Origin of the sequence: Chthonobacter albigriseus (assembly GCF_013839445.1) — a bacterium.
GTDB lineage: Bacteria > Pseudomonadota > Alphaproteobacteria > Rhizobiales > Pleomorphomonadaceae > Chthonobacter > Chthonobacter albigriseus.
The window spans coordinates 83534-99849 of the sequence record NZ_JACDIT010000010.1; the positions used below are offsets into that span (position 1 = coordinate 83534).

General features: G+C 67.8%; 12 protein-coding genes, 1 tRNA gene and 1 other RNA gene. 5 read left to right on the forward strand and 9 right to left on the reverse strand.

All coding sequences use genetic code 11. The annotated features are described in order from the left end of the window. Positions 1-124 precede the first annotated feature (124 nt). An RNA gene (rnpB, locus tag HZ321_RS19605) (RNase P RNA component class A) lies at positions 125-503 on the forward strand. Between the two features lie 317 nt (positions 504-820). Here rnpB and HZ321_RS19610 read toward each other — a convergent pair. Next, positions 821-1477 carry a sensor histidine kinase gene (locus tag HZ321_RS19610; RefSeq protein ID WP_181704097.1) on the reverse strand — a complete coding sequence of 219 codons (657 nt, stop codon included), beginning with the start codon at positions 1475-1477 and terminating at the stop codon, positions 821-823. A gap of 121 nt (positions 1478-1598) precedes the next feature. Here HZ321_RS19610 and HZ321_RS19615 point away from each other — a divergent pair, with 121 nt between their 5' ends. Next, positions 1599-2855 (forward strand): amidase, encoded by a 1257-nt coding sequence (locus HZ321_RS19615; RefSeq protein ID WP_181704098.1) that lies wholly within the window; start codon positions 1599-1601, stop codon positions 2853-2855. Between the two features lie 748 nt (positions 2856-3603). Here HZ321_RS19615 and HZ321_RS19620 read toward each other — a convergent pair. From HZ321_RS19620 to HZ321_RS19630, 3 genes are all read right to left on the reverse strand, one after another. After that, on the reverse strand, positions 3604-3861 hold the full coding sequence (locus tag HZ321_RS19620) for a hypothetical protein (protein ID WP_181704099.1): 258 nt from the start codon (positions 3859-3861) through the stop codon (positions 3604-3606). A 437-nt stretch (positions 3862-4298) separates the two neighbouring features. Further along, positions 4299-7949 (reverse strand): hydantoinase B/oxoprolinase family protein, encoded by a 3651-nt coding sequence (locus HZ321_RS19625; protein WP_181704100.1) that lies wholly within the window; start codon positions 7947-7949, stop codon positions 4299-4301. Between the two features lie 161 nt (positions 7950-8110). Continuing rightward, entirely contained in the window at positions 8111-9022 is a 912-nt protein-coding gene (locus HZ321_RS19630) for a DMT family transporter (protein ID WP_181704101.1), read from the reverse strand. A gap of 247 nt (positions 9023-9269) precedes the next feature. On the opposite strand from HZ321_RS19630, the gene HZ321_RS19635 reads away from it, so the two are divergent. After that, positions 9270-9980, forward strand: coding sequence for a TerB family tellurite resistance protein (locus HZ321_RS19635; RefSeq protein WP_181704102.1), 711 nt, complete (start codon positions 9270-9272; stop codon positions 9978-9980). 33 nt (positions 9981-10013) lie between these two features. Here HZ321_RS19635 and HZ321_RS19640 read toward each other — a convergent pair whose 3' ends face one another. From HZ321_RS19640 to HZ321_RS19660, 5 genes are all read right to left on the reverse strand, one after another. Beyond that, a complete protein-coding gene (locus tag HZ321_RS19640; protein ID WP_181704103.1) occupies positions 10014-10640 on the reverse strand; it encodes a Pr6Pr family membrane protein in 627 nt (208 codons plus the stop codon). Between the two features lie 118 nt (positions 10641-10758). Further along, entirely contained in the window at positions 10759-12549 is a 1791-nt protein-coding gene (locus HZ321_RS19645) for an acyltransferase family protein (protein WP_181704104.1), read from the reverse strand. Between the two features lie 247 nt (positions 12550-12796). Next, positions 12797-12871: transfer RNA gene (locus HZ321_RS19650), tRNA-Glu, on the reverse strand. A gap of 163 nt (positions 12872-13034) precedes the next feature. Then, positions 13035-14090: a D-Ala-D-Ala carboxypeptidase family metallohydrolase gene (locus HZ321_RS19655; RefSeq protein ID WP_181704105.1), complete on the reverse strand. Its 1056-nt coding sequence runs from the start codon at positions 14088-14090 to the stop codon at positions 13035-13037. Between the two features lie 177 nt (positions 14091-14267). Then, positions 14268-14708 (reverse strand): VOC family protein, encoded by a 441-nt coding sequence (locus HZ321_RS19660; protein WP_181704106.1) that lies wholly within the window; start codon positions 14706-14708, stop codon positions 14268-14270. Positions 14709-15055: 347 nt separating this feature from the next. Between HZ321_RS19660 and HZ321_RS19665 the strand changes: the two genes are divergently transcribed. After that, on the forward strand, positions 15056-15634 hold the full coding sequence (locus tag HZ321_RS19665) for a cold-shock protein (RefSeq protein WP_181704107.1): 579 nt from the start codon (positions 15056-15058) through the stop codon (positions 15632-15634). A 170-nt stretch (positions 15635-15804) separates the two neighbouring features. Further along, a complete protein-coding gene (locus HZ321_RS19670; protein ID WP_181704108.1) occupies positions 15805-16296 on the forward strand; it encodes a DUF192 domain-containing protein in 492 nt (163 codons plus the stop codon). The last annotated feature ends 20 nt before the right edge of the window (positions 16297-16316 follow it).

Here is a 16316-nt window from a genome sequence, read left to right on the forward strand (position 1 = left end):
ACGCTTTCATTGCACGGCCACGTGGGTGCCTTCCGGCCCCGCGTGGCCTTTTTCTTGGGCGGCGCAATCCTGCATTCGCCCCGTCGCCTTGACCCCGCCGCCCTCCCGTGCCACATGCCGCCGGCCAGCCGGTTGGACGGCCGCTCGGGCAGGACGCGAAAGCGTGCCCGGGAGGAAAGTCCGGGCTCCACGGAAACACGGTGCCGGATAACGTCCGGCGGGGGCGACCCCAGGGAAAGTGCCACAGAAAACAGACCGCCTCGGCGTGCCGGGGTAAGGGTGAAACGGTGGAGTAAGAGCCCACCGCGGTTCCGGCAACGGAAACGGCACGGCAAACCCCACCGGGAGCAAAACCGAATAGGGGCGGCGCGGGGCAACCCAGCTCGTTTCCGAGCCAGTCGCCCGGGTGGGTTGCAGGAGGCGTCCGGCAACGGACGTCCCAGATGAATGGTCGTCAGGCGGGCAACCGCTTACAGAACCCGGCTTACAGACCGGCTGGCATTTCGACCGGGTCAGGGGAAGCAGACACTAGCGCTGCCGATCGGACGTCGGCGGTGGGTACCGGATTCAGCTTGCCTGCCGGCAGCAAACGCAACCCGCTTGCCCTGCCAGCATCACGGAATGGGAGGGCGGACCACCCCATCCGCCCGGTACCCCTTAAGCCGTCATGGTCCGCGAAGGCGGACCACCCACGTATTCTTTCCGCCCACCACGCGCCTCAACCGAACCTGAAAGCTGTGGTTGGCCCGCCTGCGCGGACGAAGACGGGAGAGAGGTTGCGGAACCCGATCACCTCCCTACGGCCTACTCCCGACTGCCCTCATCCCCGGATCTCCATCCGGAACAGAGCGCCATCCCCTGGCCGTCCCTCCGCAGTCAACGTCCATCCGAGCCTTTCCGCGGCGGCGCCGGCGATGGCAAGGCCGAGCCCGCTGCCCGGCCGGTCAGATCCTGCCCGGTGGAATGGCCGGAACAGTGCCGCGCCGTTGCCTGCGAAACCGACGCCATTGTCCGCCACGGCGAGCACCGCCCGGCTGTCCTCCGCCCGCAAGGTGACGGTGATCGTCGCCCGCGTCTCCGGCTTGCGGTGCACGAGGGCATTCTCCAGGAGGTTGCTGACCAGCGGCCGTACCAGCGCCGGGTCGGCCGGAACGGTGGTCGGCTCCAGGTCCAGCGTGATGTCCGCCAACTCGGCGCCGGCCGCCCAGTCGTCCGCAACCGCTGTCACCAGGAGGTCGAGCCGGACCGGTTCCGCGACCGCGTCCGTCGCATCGATCTTCGCCCAGGCGATCACGTCCGCCGCCAGCCGCCGCGCACGCGCGGCCTCCCGGAGGATCACGGCGGCTGCTCGCGCCACCTCGGCCGGATCAGGATCAGCGAGCCGATCCGCATAGGCTTCGATCCGCCGCAGCGGCCCCTGGATCTCATGCGCCGCAAGGGCCAGCAGGCCGATCTCCGGGTCCGGCTTGTCGGCCATCTCGCTCCCTCTCCGCGATTCGAACGTCGGGGCAAACACTAGAGCCATGCGAACGCGCTTGCACCCGTCGGCCTGTGCGGTTTTCATGCGGCGCCCCGAAACCCCCATCGATGAGGTGTCCATGCTGTCCGTCCTCGGCACGATCCGCGAGCTCGAAACCGGGCGCCTCTCCGTCCACGGCGTCTACGACCGGGTCGCCGAGGCTATCGCCCGCCGCGAGCCGGTCGTGAAAGCCTTCGCGCACCTCGACCTGGAGGGCGCCTCGGCGCGGGCCTTCAACGGCATCGCCGGTCCGCTGATGGGCCTGCCCGTCGGCGTCAAGGACATCATCGACACCGCCGACTTCCCCACCGAATACGGCTCGCCGATCTACGCCGGCTGGCGGCCAAAGGCGGACGCGGCCATCGTCACCATGGCCCGGCGTGCCGGGTCCGTGGTGCTAGGCAAGACCCGAACCACCGAGTTCGCCCATCTCCATCCCTCGGTGACCACGAACCCCCACCATCCCGGACACACCCCCGGCGGTTCCTCGTCCGGGTCCGCGGCGGCCGTCGCGGCGGGCATGGTGGCCTACGCCTTCGGCACGCAGACAGCGGGCTCGGTGATCCGCCCGGCCTCCTTCTGCGGCGTCGCCGGCCTGAAGCCCTCCTATCGCCTGCTGCCCACGGTCGGAACCAAGACCTTCTCGTGGCACCTCGACACGATCGGCCTCTTCGCCGCCCACGTCGCCGACTGCGCCTACGTGCTTTCCGCGCTGGCTGGACGGGAGCTGCGCGTCGACACCAAGGACTTCGGCGCACCGCGCATCGGGCTCGCCCGCTGGCCCACCTACGAGGAGGCCTCCGCCGACATGCGCCACGCCGTCGAGCACCTCGCGCGCCGCGCCAGCGCCCGCGGCGCTTCCGTCGTCGATCTCCAGCTGCCCAGCCTGTTCAGCGAGGCCGAGGCGGCCCAGCGCATCATCATGGATTTCGAAGGCGCCCAGTCGCTCGCCTGGGAGATTGAGACCCACGGCGCCGACCTATCGCCGGAGCTGCGCGTCGCCCTGGAGCACGGCCAGCACCTCTCTCCGATCGCCTATGACAGCGCCCGATCGACGGCCCACGTGGCCCGCCGCGTGTTCGGCGACCTTTTTCAGGACGTCGACGTGCTGATGATGCCCTCCGCGCCCGGTGCGGCCCCTGAGGGCCTCGGCGCGACCGGTAGCCCCAACTTCAACCGCCTCTTCACGCTGCTCGGTGTACCCGCCGTCAACGTGCCCGGCCTCGTCGACGGCAGCGGCTTGCCGCTCGGCGTCCAGATCGTCGCCCCGTTCGGCAAGGACCGCGCGGCGTTGGCTGCGGCTGACTGGGTCGAGCGCCTGATCGCCAGGGGGTAGGGCACTTCGCCCGGCCCGCAGGATCGTCGGCGAGCGGGGAGACGCGCGCCTCTCGCCGCGGCTGCGCCTCATTCCGGACCGACCCGCGCCGTCCGGATCTCGGTTCGGACGGAACGGCGTCCAGAAACGCCATTCCTCGGTCGCTCGATTGGCGAAATCCAATTCTTTTTTGCACCCGGGTCCCGTGTCTATCTCGTTGAATTTCCGTTAATTCCCACCATCCGGTAAAATTTCTTGCCGGTGTGTTCGGCGGCGCACAATGGAATCCGGGTAGGCACCTGCCTAAATCCAGACTAGTTTGGTCGGGTGACTAGGAGAGAGAGGATCGGCCATCCATGAGTATGACCAGAAGCCTCAACGTCTTGGTCGTGTGCGCTGCGTTTGCGTTCGTCGCCGCGATCGTACTGGGCGCCGTCTGAGGCCGACGGCACAGTCAGTGGGACAGTTCGCAAAGGGGTCTGCTCGCGTTTGCCGGGGTGGCGAGGAAGTCGCCTGACCCGCGAAGGCAAACCCGCCAGAAGGCAAAGGGCGATCATCCGGGCGATCGGAGTCGGGCAAACCCGCTCCCCCGCTGAAAACGAAAAGACCGAGGCGCGCGTCAGCGCCTCGGCCAGACAATCCCAACGGAAAGCTTCGCCAGACTGGTCGGCTCGCTCGTCTGCAGGATGCGAGGGCACAGCCGTCGCAGTCTGAGCGATGGACGACAAGTCCTTCAGCGACCGTGCGGGGGATCACCCCCGCGCGTGTCTCACTGGAAGACGATGCGGTCGATTTCCGCGCGCCGGCCGTCGAAGCGGCCGAAGACGTGCGCGGGGATCGCACCGGGATCGCCCTTCACGACGATCCGGCATTCGCCGTCGAACAGGCAGTCCACCGTGGAGATGGACGCCGCGTCCGCCTCGATGCGCTCGATGTCGCATCCGGGGTGGCGTGAGCACCATTCGGTGGTGGTTTGCAGGGGAAACTGGCTGACGGCTTCGGCAATAAGCGACTTGGCAGAAGACATGATTTTCGTTTTCCGGACTGGCCGTTCGATCGACGGGACCGTACGGCAGAGGCGGTTGTTTTCCGCCTAATGACGCCGAAATCGTGGCGGATCCCCCGGCGTCGATATGCCTACGCAGCACGTTGCACGCCCGCCACGCATCATGGTTACGAAAAGCGACCTTCAGGCCGCCCCTCGCGGGCTAAAAGCGAAACGCAAACAGGCGCTTCGCAGGACTGGTGGCTTAACGAACGAAGTCGCCTTTCGGTTTCGCCGATCAGCGCAATTTGAACGAACCTTCCGAACCGCGATCCGCACTTTTCGGATGTCCGTGCCAAACCGGCACGTCGCCAGGGGATTCGCTTAAGGGCTTCGGCGAAAGCTTATGCGGCGGCGGCGCAACACACCGCCGAGGAACGCTCGGCGCGCGGTGGCCGGCGACTCCCCGCCGCCGCCCTTCACCCCTCCGGACGTCCGTATCCGCCGCCTGTCGGCGTGCGCACGATCACAGCCTCGCCCGGCCGCAGCACCGTCTCGTCGGAGCTCTCCAGGGTCTCGATAGTCCCGTCCAGCCGGCGGACGAACGTCGCGCCCACTTCGCCGGACAGGCCGCCCTCCAGCCCGTGCGGTGGCACGCGACGGTGCGAGGCGAGGATCGCCATCGACATCTGCTCCAGGAAACGGATCCGCCGCTCGGTGCCCCCGCCGGCCGACCACTTGCCCCGCCCGCCAGAACCGCGTCGGATATGGAAGTCCTCCAGCAGCACGGGGAAACGGAACTCCAGCACCTCCGGATCCGTCAGGCGCGAGTTCGTCATGTGCGTATGCACGGCGTCCGTCCCGTTGAACCCGGGCCCGGCCGACGAACCCGAGCAGATCGTTTCGTAGTACTGAACGCGCTTGTTGCCGAAGGTGAGATTGTTCATCGTGCCCTGCGCCGAGGCCATCGCCTTCAGCGCGCCGAACAGGCAATCCGTCACGTGCTGGCTGGTCTCCACGTTGCCGGCCACCACGGCCGCCGGCCACTGCGGCTTCAGCATCGAGCCCTCCGGCACGATGATTTCGATCGGCCGCAGGCAGCCCGCGTTCATCGGGATGTCGCCGTCCACCATCACCCGGAAGCAGTAGAGCACCGCCGCCCGGGTCACCGGCTCCGGCGCGTTGAAGTTGGTGCGCCGCTGCGCGCTCGTGCCGGTGAAGTCCACCACCGCCGAGCGGGTCTCCTTGTCCACCTCGATCGCCACCATGATGACGGCGCCGTCGTCCATCTCCACCTGGAACGAGGAGTCCGTCAGCCGGTCGATCACCCGGCGGACGCTCTCCTCCGCATTGTCCTGCACATGCCCCATGTAGGCCTGCACGACGGGCAGGGTGAACTGCCGCACCATCTTGCGCAGCTCCGCGACGCCCTTCTCGTTGGCCGCGATCTGCGCCTTCAGGTCCGCCACGTTCTGCGCCACGTTGCGCACCGGGAAGGCATGCTGCGTCAGGAGCTGCACCAGCTCCGGCTCGCGGAACTGCCCGCCGGGCACCGCTCCGTCCACCAAGAGGAAGTTGTCGATCAGCACGCCTTCCTCGTCCACCGTGGTCGCCCGCGGCGTCATCGAGCCCGGCGCCGTGCCGCCGATGTCGGCGTGGTGCCCCCGGCTCGCCACGTAGAACAGGATCTCGGTGCCCGCCTGGTCGAACACCGGCGTCACCACCGTGATGTCGGGCAGGTGCGTGCCGCCGTTGTAGGGCGCGTTCAGCGCGAACACGTCGCCCGGCCGCATGTGGCCCTCGTTGGCCGCGATGATCGCCTCCACCGAGCGGTCCATCGAGCCGAGGTGCACCGGCATGTGCGGCGCATTCGCCACCAGCCGTCCCTTGGCGTCGAACACGGCACACGAGAAGTCGAGCCGCTCCTTGATGTTCACCGAGGCGGCCGTGTTCTGCAGCGTAACGCCCATCTGCTCGGCGATCGACATGAAGAGGTTGTTGAACACCTCCAGCATCACCGGGTCGGCGCTGGTGCCGATCGGCGCCGTGCGCGACAGCGCCTCCGTCCGGGTCAGGGTCACGTGGTTCCGGGCGGTAATCTCCGCCCGCCATCCGGCTTCCACCACGATTGTCTGGTGCGGCTCGATGATCAGCGCCGGGCCCTGCACCGTCTGCCCCGGGGCGAGGCTCGCCCGCATCAGCACCGGCGCGGTCTGCCAGCGGTCGCCGGAGAAGAAGCGCGTGATCGTCAGCGGCTCCACCGGATCGGACGTCAGCGGCAGGTCCCGCTCGTGCGAGCCGTCCACCCGCCCGTCCTCGGCCTCCACCTCGATCGCCTCCACCACCAGCGGCTTGCCGGGAAAAACGAAGCCGAAGCGGGCCCGGTGTGCGGTCTCGAAGGCGTTGATCGCCGCCGCCCGGTCGAAGTCGTTGAACGGGATCGGCAGCGCCGAATCCGTTCCCTCGTAGCGAAGATGCAGCGTCGCCTTCCAGATCACCTCGTCTTCCGGCACGCCCTGCGCGGCCACCTGGCCGACCGCCTCGTGCGACAGCGCCACGATCCGCGCCTGGAGATCGTCCACCATCGTCTCGTCGAACACCCTGGCCACGGCCTGGGTGCGCGTCGCGCGGATCACCGCCAACCCCATGCCGTAGGCCGACAGCACGCCGGAGAACGAGTGCACGAACACCCGCGTCATCCCCAGCGCGTCCGCCACCTGGCAGGCGTGCTGCCCACCGGCACCGCCGAACGTGGTGAGCGTGTAGTTGGTCACGTCGTAGCCGCGCTGCACCGAGATGGTCTTGATCGCGTTCGCCATGTTGGCGACGGCGATCTTCAGGAAGCCGTCCGCCACCGCCTCCGGCGTCCGCCCGTCGCCGATCTCCTTGGCCAACATCTCGAAGGCCATCCGCACCGCGTCGGCGTCGAGCGGCAGGTTGCGCTCCGGCCCGAAGATCGGCGGAAACAGCGCAGGCACCAGCTTGCCGACCATCACGTTGGCGTCTGTCACCGTCAGCGGGCCGCCACGCCGGTAGCTCTTCGGCCCGGGCGCCGCGCCGGCCGAATCCGGTCCCACCCGGAACCGTGCGCCGTCGTAGTGAAGGATCGATCCGCCGCCCGCGGCCACCGTGTGGATCCGCATCATCGGCGCACGCATCCGCACGCCCGCGACTTCCGTTTCGAAGGCGCGCTCGTAGTCGCCCTCGAAGTGCGACACGTCCGTCGACGTGCCGCCCATGTCGAAGCCGATCACCTTGTCGAAGCCGGAGAGCCGCGCCGTCTCCACCGCGCCGACCACGCCGCCGGCCGGCCCGGAGAGGATCGCGTCGCGCCCCTGGAACCGGTCCGCCGAGGTCAGGCCGCCGGCAGACGTCATGAAGAACAACCGGGGGGAGGGCGCCTCCGCCCCGTCGGCCGTGGGCAGGCCCGCCCCGAGTTCACCCGCCACCTGGTCGACGTAGCGACGGAGGATCGGCGACAGGTACGCGTCCACCACAGTGGTGTCGCCGCGCCCCACCAGCTTCATCAGCGGCGAGACCTCGTGACTGACAGATACCTGCCCGATGCCGACCGCCCGCGCCACCTCCGCCACCCGGCGCTCGTGCTCCGGGAAGGCGTAGGCGTGCATGAAGACGATCGCGACCGCCTCGAAGCCGCTGTCGCGGGCATCCTCCAGCTGTGCCTCGATCAGTTCCAGGTCGGGCTCGGCCTCCACCGTGCCGTCGGCCCGCACACGCTCGCCGACCTCGATCACCTTCTCGTAGAGCAGCTCCGGCTTGACGATCTTCTTGGCGAAGATGTCCGGCCGCGCCTGGTAGCCGATCTCCAGCGCGTCCTTGAAACCCTTGGTGATCAGCAGCAGCGTGCGCACGCCCTTGCGTTCCAGCAGCGCGTTCGTCGCCACCGTGGTGCCCATCTTCACGGCACCGATCCGCTCGGCAGGGAGCCGTTCGCCCGCGGGCACGCCAAGCAGGTCCCGGATGCCCTGGATCGCCGCGTCCCGGTAGGCGCCCGGATTTTCAGACAGAACCTTGTGCGCCACCAGACCGCCGTCCGGCCGCCGCGCCACGATATCCGTGAACGTGCCGCCGCGGTCGATCCAGAAATCCCAGGTTCCCGATTCCGCCATCGCCAGCTCCTGCCCCTTGGATCGATCCCCGCCGACCGGGCCGGCAGACCCTCGTCGACGCCGGAACGATCCGGCACCTTGATTGCTGGCGCTTCCGTTCGGACCGGCAATTCGGTCCCTTTCTCGGAAACGCCTCGATCGACGCCCGCGCCGCGGCTCGGTCAGCGCCGATGCTGCACGGACGACCGCCGCGCCATGATGACAACGCCCATGACCGCCAGTGCAAAACCGATCATTGTCGCATCCACCCGTTCACCCAGAAGCGTCGCCGCGATGGCGAGCGAGATGAACGCTTGCAAAAGCTGGACCTGTCCCACTTTGGCAACGCCGCCGATTGCCAGGCCCGCATTCCAGAAGAAGAACCCGATGAACACCGAAAGCACCGACACGTAGAGCAGGGAAAGCACCGCCTCCCGCGGTGCGTTCCAATAGGCTGGCTCAAAAAGAAACAGCGTGGCCGGGATTGTCAGCGGCGCCATGATGACCAGCGCCCATGAGATCCCCTCCCAGCCCGGCGTCCAGCGGCTGATCCGCGCATAGTGCGCATAGCCCGTCGAGGCCGACGCCCCCGCGATCACCATCAGCACGTCGCCCCAGCCGATCGAAGCGTCCGCCGTGCGCAGCGTGAACGCCAGCACCAGCGCCGCGCCCGCAAGGCTCCAGGCCCAGAACCGCGGCGAAGGTCGTTCGCCATTCACCACCACCGCGGCAATCGACGTGCCGAGCGGCAGCAGGCCGAGCACCACCGCTCCGTGCGATGCGGGCACGGTGAGCAGCGCGATCGCCGAGAAGATCGGAAACCCCACCACCGTCGTCACCGCCGCGATCCACAGCGAGCGTCGGGCCTGCGGCGGCGGAAACGGACGCCGCATCACCAGCAGGAGCGCACCGGCAAGGATCGCCGCCAGGCCCGCGCGCCCCATGGTCACGAACCAAGGATCGAACGTCGCCACGGCGATTCGCGTCATCGGCAGGGTTCCGCCGAAGATGGTCACGCCGATCAGGCCGAGCAGAAACCCCAGCAAATCACGGGGTGCGGGCTGCGCAACCGCAGCCTTGGACGAAGAGGACATATTGGGGACCAATGAAGAGGTCCCTCCTTATGCCCCCATTCGCGCCGCCGCGAAACCTCTCCCTCGGTCGAGGGTTCACCTTCTCTTGGGGCGGCGCGCCCTCTCCATCGCCCGCCTCGCGCACCTGATCGAGCGGTCGTGATTTCCGAGTGTTCGACCGGGCAAGTAACGATTCCCTGGGGCTCGTTGCGGTTTTTTGGCAGCGCTCCCTCGCGCAAACCGGGCCCATCCCTTAATGTCCCTGCTCATGAGCCTCTGGACCCGCCTCTCCGAGATCGTCGCCCGCCTCCCGCTGGCGGAGACGGTCGGATCGATGATCGACCGTGCCGGCACCGTCATCCGCGAGACGCTCGGGGCAGACGCCCGCCGGCAGGTGTCCTTCACGATCTCGATGATCGCGCTCACCGCCAAGATGGCCAAGGCGGACGGCGTGGTCACCGCCGACGAGGTGGCGGTCGTCAAGAAGCTCTTCGACGTGCCGGAGGAGGAGCGCCGCAACGTCGCGCGCCTCTTCAACCTCGCCAAGGAGGACGTCGCTGGCTTCGAGAGCTACGCCAACAAGATCCGCCGCCTTCACGCCGAGGATCCGGACCTCCTGGAAGACATCCTCGACGGTCTGTTCCTGGTGGCCGAGGCCGACGGCGTCGTCCACGAGCGCGAACTCGCCTTCCTGGAAACTGTTGCCGAGGTGTTCCACCTGTCGCCGCAGGTCTTCTCGCAGATCGAGGCCCGCCACGTCCGCCCGGACGCGCGCAATCCCTATGCCGTGCTCGGCATCCCCCAGGGCTCCACACGCGAGGATGCCCGCCGCGCCTACCGCAAGCTCGTCGGCGAGAACCATCCGGATCGCCTGATGGCGCGCGGCGTGCCGCCCGAATGCATCCGCCTCGCAACCGACCGCATGGCCCGGCTCAACGAAGCCTACGAGACCATCGAGAAGGAACTGGTAGCCGGCTGACGCGGGCCCGCCCCGCCCGGAGAGCGGCGTCGGTCAGCCCTTCGCCTTCCGATGCCCGAGCCGCCGGTCCACCGCAACGAGCGCCAGCGCCACGGCCCAGAACCCCAGCAGCAGCACCGCCATGTTCCCCGTCATCTGCACCGGCGTCAGCGTGTGCGGGTCCAGGAACCAGTAGGCGTACCAGCCGTCGATCGCACCCCGTCCGAGGGCGTAGATGCAGTAGGCGAGGGGCGGCAGCAGGGCCCATCCCGAATCCGCCCAGCGCAGCGTCCCGTGCGGCGCCAGCGCCCAGGCCAGCACGAATAGCGGCGGCATGACGTCGTGCAGCGTGTGGTCCGCCACCGCCTGCCAGCCGCTCGGATCCCAGATCGCCCGAAGCAGCAGCGTGTAGACGATACCCACCAGCGCGATCGCCGTCGCGGCCACAAGCCGGACCCGCGGCCCCGCCAGCAGGCTTTCCGGCCGCCACGCCATAGCCGCCGCCACCGCCGTGACGCCGATGTTGGTCAGGATCGTGAAGTACCCCAGGAAGCGCCACGCCGCCTCCGCCGCCGAAGACCCGCCCGCCGTCATCGACTGGACGATCAGCCCCATCTGCAGCCCCAGCGCCGCGGCGCTCAGCAGCGCCGTCGACGCGGCCACCCAGCGATAAGCCTTCATCGACGCCACCCGTATGCGCACCACATCCCGCATCCCTGCCACAGCGGGGCCGAGCCGACAACCGGGCGGACGAACCTTCCGCCTCCAGCCCCCCGGAATGCGCGGCGTGGCGTATCCGTCAGCGCGCACGATCCATCGCCAGGACGGGTGCAAAGGCGGGGTTGTCGAACACGAAGCTGGCGAAGAAGGCCGCTCCCGCCTTCGTGAGGTGCACCCGGTCCGCCGAAAGGATCCGGCCCTCCGCGTCGAAGACCGGGGTTCCGCCGAACCGCTCGTTCAGCATGGCCTGCAGGTCGACGTAGTGGTCGGCGGGAACCGACCGCCGGAAGATGGCGTTCGAGTGCCCCGTGTCTTCCAGCAGATGGGCCCGCACGTTGGGCCTCTCCTCTGCTGGCGTGCGCATGTAGGCGTTCAGGTTGTAGCCGAAGTGCTTCGGTCCGACGAGAACGAACGGGCGTTCGGCGAGCACGCCCGCTGTCAGCACGATCCGGTCGCAATCGCCGCTGTAGGTCCAGTTCGTGGTAGCGACAACCGCATCGGCCTGCGCGAAGAGCTCTCCGCCCGGCTGCTTCAGTGGGTCGTCGATGCAGACGTCGAGATCGTCCCGATAGACCAGCTCCCAGGTCTCGAATCGGCCGCTCTCCAGGATGACGTTGAAGAAGTCGCGCGCCACGCTGTTTCCCGTGACCAGAAGACGTGGCTTCTCCGTCTCGAACCGGTCCTTCCGGTAGCCGTGGACCCGCTCGTTGTAGGCGATGTAGCGCCCGGCTTCCAAACCGATGCCCGGAAAGCGCTCCGGCAGGCCCGACATCCGGAAGACGCCGAACCCCGCCGCCATGAGCGCGATAGATGCGGCGGCGACGACCCCGAACATCGGCCAGCGCGGGATGAACCGTCGATCGCGGAACGGCTGCTCCACGAAGCGCCAGGACAGATACGCAAGTCCGAGGGTGGCAAGGGAGAGCAAGCCCATCAACGCCGCGCTCGGTTCCTGCACGCTCATCACCCGCGCGAAGGCGAACAGCGGCTGGTGCCAGAGGTAGGCGCTGTAGCTGATCAGACCGACGCCGACCAGCACCTTGAGCGACAGGATCCGGCCCGCCATCGTGCTCGGAAACGCGAACACCAGGATCAGTGCCGCCCCCACGCACGGCAGCAGCGGCCAGTGCGAGGGGTAGGCGAGTTCCTCGGTGAAGCCGACGATCGACCCGGCCAGCAGAGCCAGCCCGATCAGCGACAGCGTATTGGCCCTCTCGTGCGTGATGCCGTGCGTCAGGCGGGGCGCATAATACGCCGCCAGGGCGCCGAGCAGGAGTTCCCAGGCCCGGGTGTGGAGCAGGTAGAAGGCCGCGTTCGGCCGCGTCGGCGTCTGCACGATGCTGAGCGCCAGGCTCGCCAGGATCCCGACCACGAGCACGACAGGGAACAGCCGCCGCGCGAACCGCAGGATTGTCAGGGCAACCAGGGGGTAGAGGAGATAGAACTGCTCCTCGACGCCCAGGCTCCAGGTGTGGAGCAGCGGCTTGAAGTCCGACGCAAGCTCCCAGTAGCCGCTCGTCAGTGTCAGAAGCACGTTGTTGGCGAACGCCATCGTGGCGACGACGCTTTGCGCGAAGTTCTCCAGATCATCGGGCAGCAGGGTCAGGATAGCCGCCGCGAAACTGGCCGTGATGACCACCGCCAACGCGGGAATGATGCGACGCGCCCGCCGCTCATAGAAGTTGATGATCGAAAATCTCCGGGCGTCCACCTCCTCCACGATGATCGAGGAGATCAGGAAGCCGCTGATCACGAAGAAGACGTCGACACCGACATACCCACCCGAAAACAGCGAAAACTTTGCGTGGTTCAAGATCACGGGAAGAACGGCTATGGCGCGAAGCCCGTCGATCTCGGTCCTGTGCTTCATCGCCGCCGCCCGCTCTGATGGAACAAGAGGCGAGTATGTCCGGCCGAAGTCAGAAATGACAAGCGTTAAATAAACTATAAGTTGCAAAAATGCAGATAGGTAGCAATCGTCCTTGCCCGTGTGCCGTGCAACAGGCTGCGATCGTCACCTCACGAAAGCCGCCGCCCGCCGGAACGCAGCCGAGCCGCTCCAGGTCCCATCGGACTGAATGAGGTTCAGAAGATAAACAGGGGGAAAAAGGTTGGGGTGGTACGGCCTACGGGAATCGAACCCGTCTCTCCAGCGTGAAAGGCTAGTGTCCTAACCGATAGACGAAGGCCGCCCAACGGGGCGGTGTATAGAGGTCTCCGGCGGGGAGTTCAAGCGAAACATCGCGGCGGCGCTTCGGCGTGTCGGCGGTGTGGAAAAGCCGAGCCGGATCAACGCGGCAAGCGGCAGGGCAGGGCGCTTGCGGCCCGATCGCGGCGGCGCGCGGCCGCCGGCCGTCAGCCCAGCTTGCGGCGGCAGGGCCAGCGCCACTGGCGCTTGCGGCCGACGTCCACGTGGATCGATCGCGTATGGCAGTAGAGGCCGATTCCGCCGCGGTCCGGCTGGGCGAAGAAGTAGCGGGCGAGGTCGTCCCGCGCCACGCCCGGCATGAAGAGGTCGAGCGCCGCGCAGTACATGTGCTGCGAATGGAGCGCGCCGCGCACCCGCCTGTTGTGCGACGGCGAGCGGTAGCCGGAGGTGATCACCACCTTCTTGCCGAAGTGCGATTCGGCGCGGCGGACGAGGTTGACCAGTTGCGGCTTCAGGCAGCTCACGTTGATCGCCGAGTGGGCGAGCAGCAGCCCGTTGGCCGCCCGCACCACCTGGCGCGGCACGCCGGGCACGCTGCGGGCGAACGGATGCTGCGCGCCGTCGAACAGGCTGCCCTCGTCGGGCGTGCGCGAGGCGAGCACCAGGTTGCCCTCCCAGCTGACGCCGGGCAGCCCCTCCATCATCTCCACCGGCTTCTCCGGCTTGGAGGTGTAGACGTTGACGAAGTCGTGCTCCAGCCCGTCGTCGTAGGGCGGCTCCGGCGGCGCGATCTTCGCCGGGTCCGCCTCCTGCTCGCCGGCGAGTTCGGCCTCGGAGATCTCCTCCACGTCGGGTTCCGGCGCGATCGGCGTGGCCGGCGCCACGGCGGCGATCTCCGTCACCGCGGCCGTGGAGGCGCTGCCCGTGGTTTCCGGCGCGCCGCCGCCGCCCATGCCGAACATGGCGAGCAGGCTGCCGCTGGCGCGCGCGGTCGCGACCTTGACCGGTGTCGGCGTCGTGGTTTGCGGGGTGCCGGAGGCTGCGGTCTGCGCGGCCGGCGCCTTGTCCGCGGTCGTTCCGGAAGTCACGGATGGCTGCGCCTTGGCGATCTTGCCCGAAACGAAGTCGGAGGTGTCGTAGACGCCGCCGGAACAGGATGCCAGGGTGACGGCCACGACGGCCGCAGCGACGATCCGGACACCCATGCCGTAGTCCTTCTTGATCTTGAACCGGCGCCGGCCACGTTGGCCGGCCCCTGCCATCCCATCGGCAGGTTCGCATTGCAAGCGCTTGAAGCGCGCCCAAACAATACGGAACGCCCCGCCAAGGCAAGCGGAAAATGCCCCGGAAGGGGCTCCGCCACCGGGCGGGACGGCCGAAAGTCCCGCCGTCGTGCGAACCGTTCGGGAGGCCCGTCGCAACCGGAGCGAGCCGCGGGCCTACCACTTCCCCGTGTTCGACATGCTCGCCCAAGGCTCCGCCGGAGCCTTGGCGGCGCCTTTCTGAAGCAGCTCGATGGAGATGTTGTCGGGCGAGCGCACGAACGCCATCCGCCCGTCGCGCGGCGGCCGGTTGATCGTCACCCCGGCGTCCATCAGGCGCTGGCAGGTGGCGTAGATGTCGTCCACCTCGTAGGCAAGATGACCGAAGTTGCGGCCTTCGCCGTAGACCTCCGGATCCCAGTTGTAGGTCAGCTCCACCAGCGGGGCCGCGCCTGTGCGGGCGGCGTCCACGTCCTCGGGCGCGGCCAGGAAGATCAGCGTGAAGCGGCCCTGCTGGCTCTCGCTTCGGCGCACCTCCACCATCCCCATCTTGCCGCAATAGAAGTCGAGCGCCTCGTCGATGTCGCGGACGCGGACCATGGTATGCAGATATCGCATGATGACCTCGTGAGTTGTCGTCTGGCTGGCCCCCGGTCTCCCACTAGTAGGGCGAAACTTGCTCGGCGCAACACCCGCGTCGCCGTGATTCGGCCTTCGATTCCGGCGGATTCCGCTGATTTGTCCCACTTTCCAGCTTCCTTCGGCCGCCGTCCCTGGGCCGGACTGTGGCCGAAATGCCCACCTCCCGGGCTATCGTCCCCGGCGGCCGGAAACGGGCCCGGATTGGTTAACGACGGGCCTTGCGAGCCTTGGTCCGTTCGGTAGTAATGTCTCATTAAGGATTCGCCTGCGCGCCCGGGGCTGGATGCGCAGGTGAACAGTTGCGGCGTCAGTGGGGGCATTCGATGGCGAAGGGTCACGTGGATGTTGAGCGGGGGCTGAGCGCCGAAGAGGACGGCGCCATCGATGTGATCGAGGTCGCCGGCACGATCAAATGGTTCGACGTTGCCAAGGGTTTCGGCTTCATTGTTCCTGACGAGCCTGGCATGTCGGACGTGCTCCTTCATGTCACCTGCCTGAGGCGGGACGGCTACCAGACCGCCTACGAAGGCGCCCGCGTGGTCTGCGAGGTTCTGAACCGGCAGAAGGGCCTGCAGGCGCTGCGCATCCTGTCCATGGACGAAAGCACGGCCGTGCATCCGTCCCAGCTGCCGCCCTCCCGTACGCACGTCCAGGTCGTGCCGAACAGCGGGCTGGAGCAGGCCGTGGTGAAGTGGTTCAACCGCATCCGTGGTTTCGGCTTCCTCACCCGCGGCGAGGGCACCGAGGACATTTTCGTCCACATGGAAACCCTGCGCCGCTACGGCATCGCCGAACTCCGCCCGGGACAGACCGTGCTCGTCCGATTCGGCGACGGACCCAAGGGCCTCATGGCTGCCGAGATCCGGCCGCTCACGCCCGGCGGTATTCCCTCATCGCACTAAGTCCCAGATCCCTGGAAGAAAGGTTGCTCCACGTCATCGACCGTGGGGCAATTCTGCTTGTGGGTACGGCCTCTTGCAGACGCGGAAGCGCACCTGCGGCGTCCAGCGCGCCTTGATCCGGACAAGAGGCGCTGCTCTCGTAGACGCCCGCTTTCACCGACGAGATGCCGATGCGAACGCCCGTCCTCACCGCACTCCTTCTCGCCGCCGCACTTGCCGGCGCGGCCGCCACGTTCACCTGGACTGCACCGGGAACGGCGCAGGAAGCCGCCGTCCTTCGCACCGAGCTCGTCGTCGAGACGGCAGCCGGCCCTCACACCTTCTCCGTGGAACTGGCCGCCACGCCGGCCGAGCGGGCCAAGGGTCTGATGGATCGTCATGAGATGGCGCCCGGCCACGGCATGCTCTTCGACATGGGCAGCAACGCGCCGGCCACCTTCTGGATGAAGAACACCTACCTGCCGCTCGACATCATCTTCATCCGCGAGGACGGCACGGTGGCCAACATCGCCCACCGCACCACCCCGTTGTCCGAGGCGCTGGTGCCGTCGGAGGGGAACGTCCGCTTCGTGCTGGAGCTCAACGGTGGAACGGCGGAGAGGATCGGCCTGAAGCCGGGCGATCGGGTCGTCCATCCGCGCATCGCCGCCACCAGAGGCTGAACGGGAACCGGATCGCACCC

Coding starts and splice junctions, on each gene's coding strand:
- HZ321_RS19625 (WP_181704100.1), bottom strand. CDS start 7,949: ATGGCGGAATCGGGAACCTGGGATTTCTGGATCGACCGCGGCGGCACG.
- HZ321_RS19615 (WP_181704098.1), top strand. CDS start 1,599: ATGCTGTCCGTCCTCGGCACGATCCGCGAGCTCGAAACCGGGCGCCTC.
- HZ321_RS19670 (WP_181704108.1), top strand. CDS start 15,805: ATGCGAACGCCCGTCCTCACCGCACTCCTTCTCGCCGCCGCACTTGCC.
- HZ321_RS19655 (WP_181704105.1), bottom strand. CDS start 14,090: ATGGCAGGGGCCGGCCAACGTGGCCGGCGCCGGTTCAAGATCAAGAAG.
- HZ321_RS19630 (WP_181704101.1), bottom strand. CDS start 9,022: ATGTCCTCTTCGTCCAAGGCTGCGGTTGCGCAGCCCGCACCCCGTGAT.
- HZ321_RS19635 (WP_181704102.1), top strand. CDS start 9,270: ATGAGCCTCTGGACCCGCCTCTCCGAGATCGTCGCCCGCCTCCCGCTG.
- HZ321_RS19645 (WP_181704104.1), bottom strand. CDS start 12,549: ATGAAGCACAGGACCGAGATCGACGGGCTTCGCGCCATAGCCGTTCTT.
- HZ321_RS19620 (WP_181704099.1), bottom strand. CDS start 3,861: ATGTCTTCTGCCAAGTCGCTTATTGCCGAAGCCGTCAGCCAGTTTCCC.
- HZ321_RS19665 (WP_181704107.1), top strand. CDS start 15,056: ATGGCGAAGGGTCACGTGGATGTTGAGCGGGGGCTGAGCGCCGAAGAG.
- HZ321_RS19660 (WP_181704106.1), bottom strand. CDS start 14,708: ATGCGATATCTGCATACCATGGTCCGCGTCCGCGACATCGACGAGGCG.
- HZ321_RS19610 (WP_181704097.1), bottom strand. CDS start 1,477: ATGGCCGACAAGCCGGACCCGGAGATCGGCCTGCTGGCCCTTGCGGCG.
- HZ321_RS19640 (WP_181704103.1), bottom strand. CDS start 10,640: ATGAAGGCTTATCGCTGGGTGGCCGCGTCGACGGCGCTGCTGAGCGCC.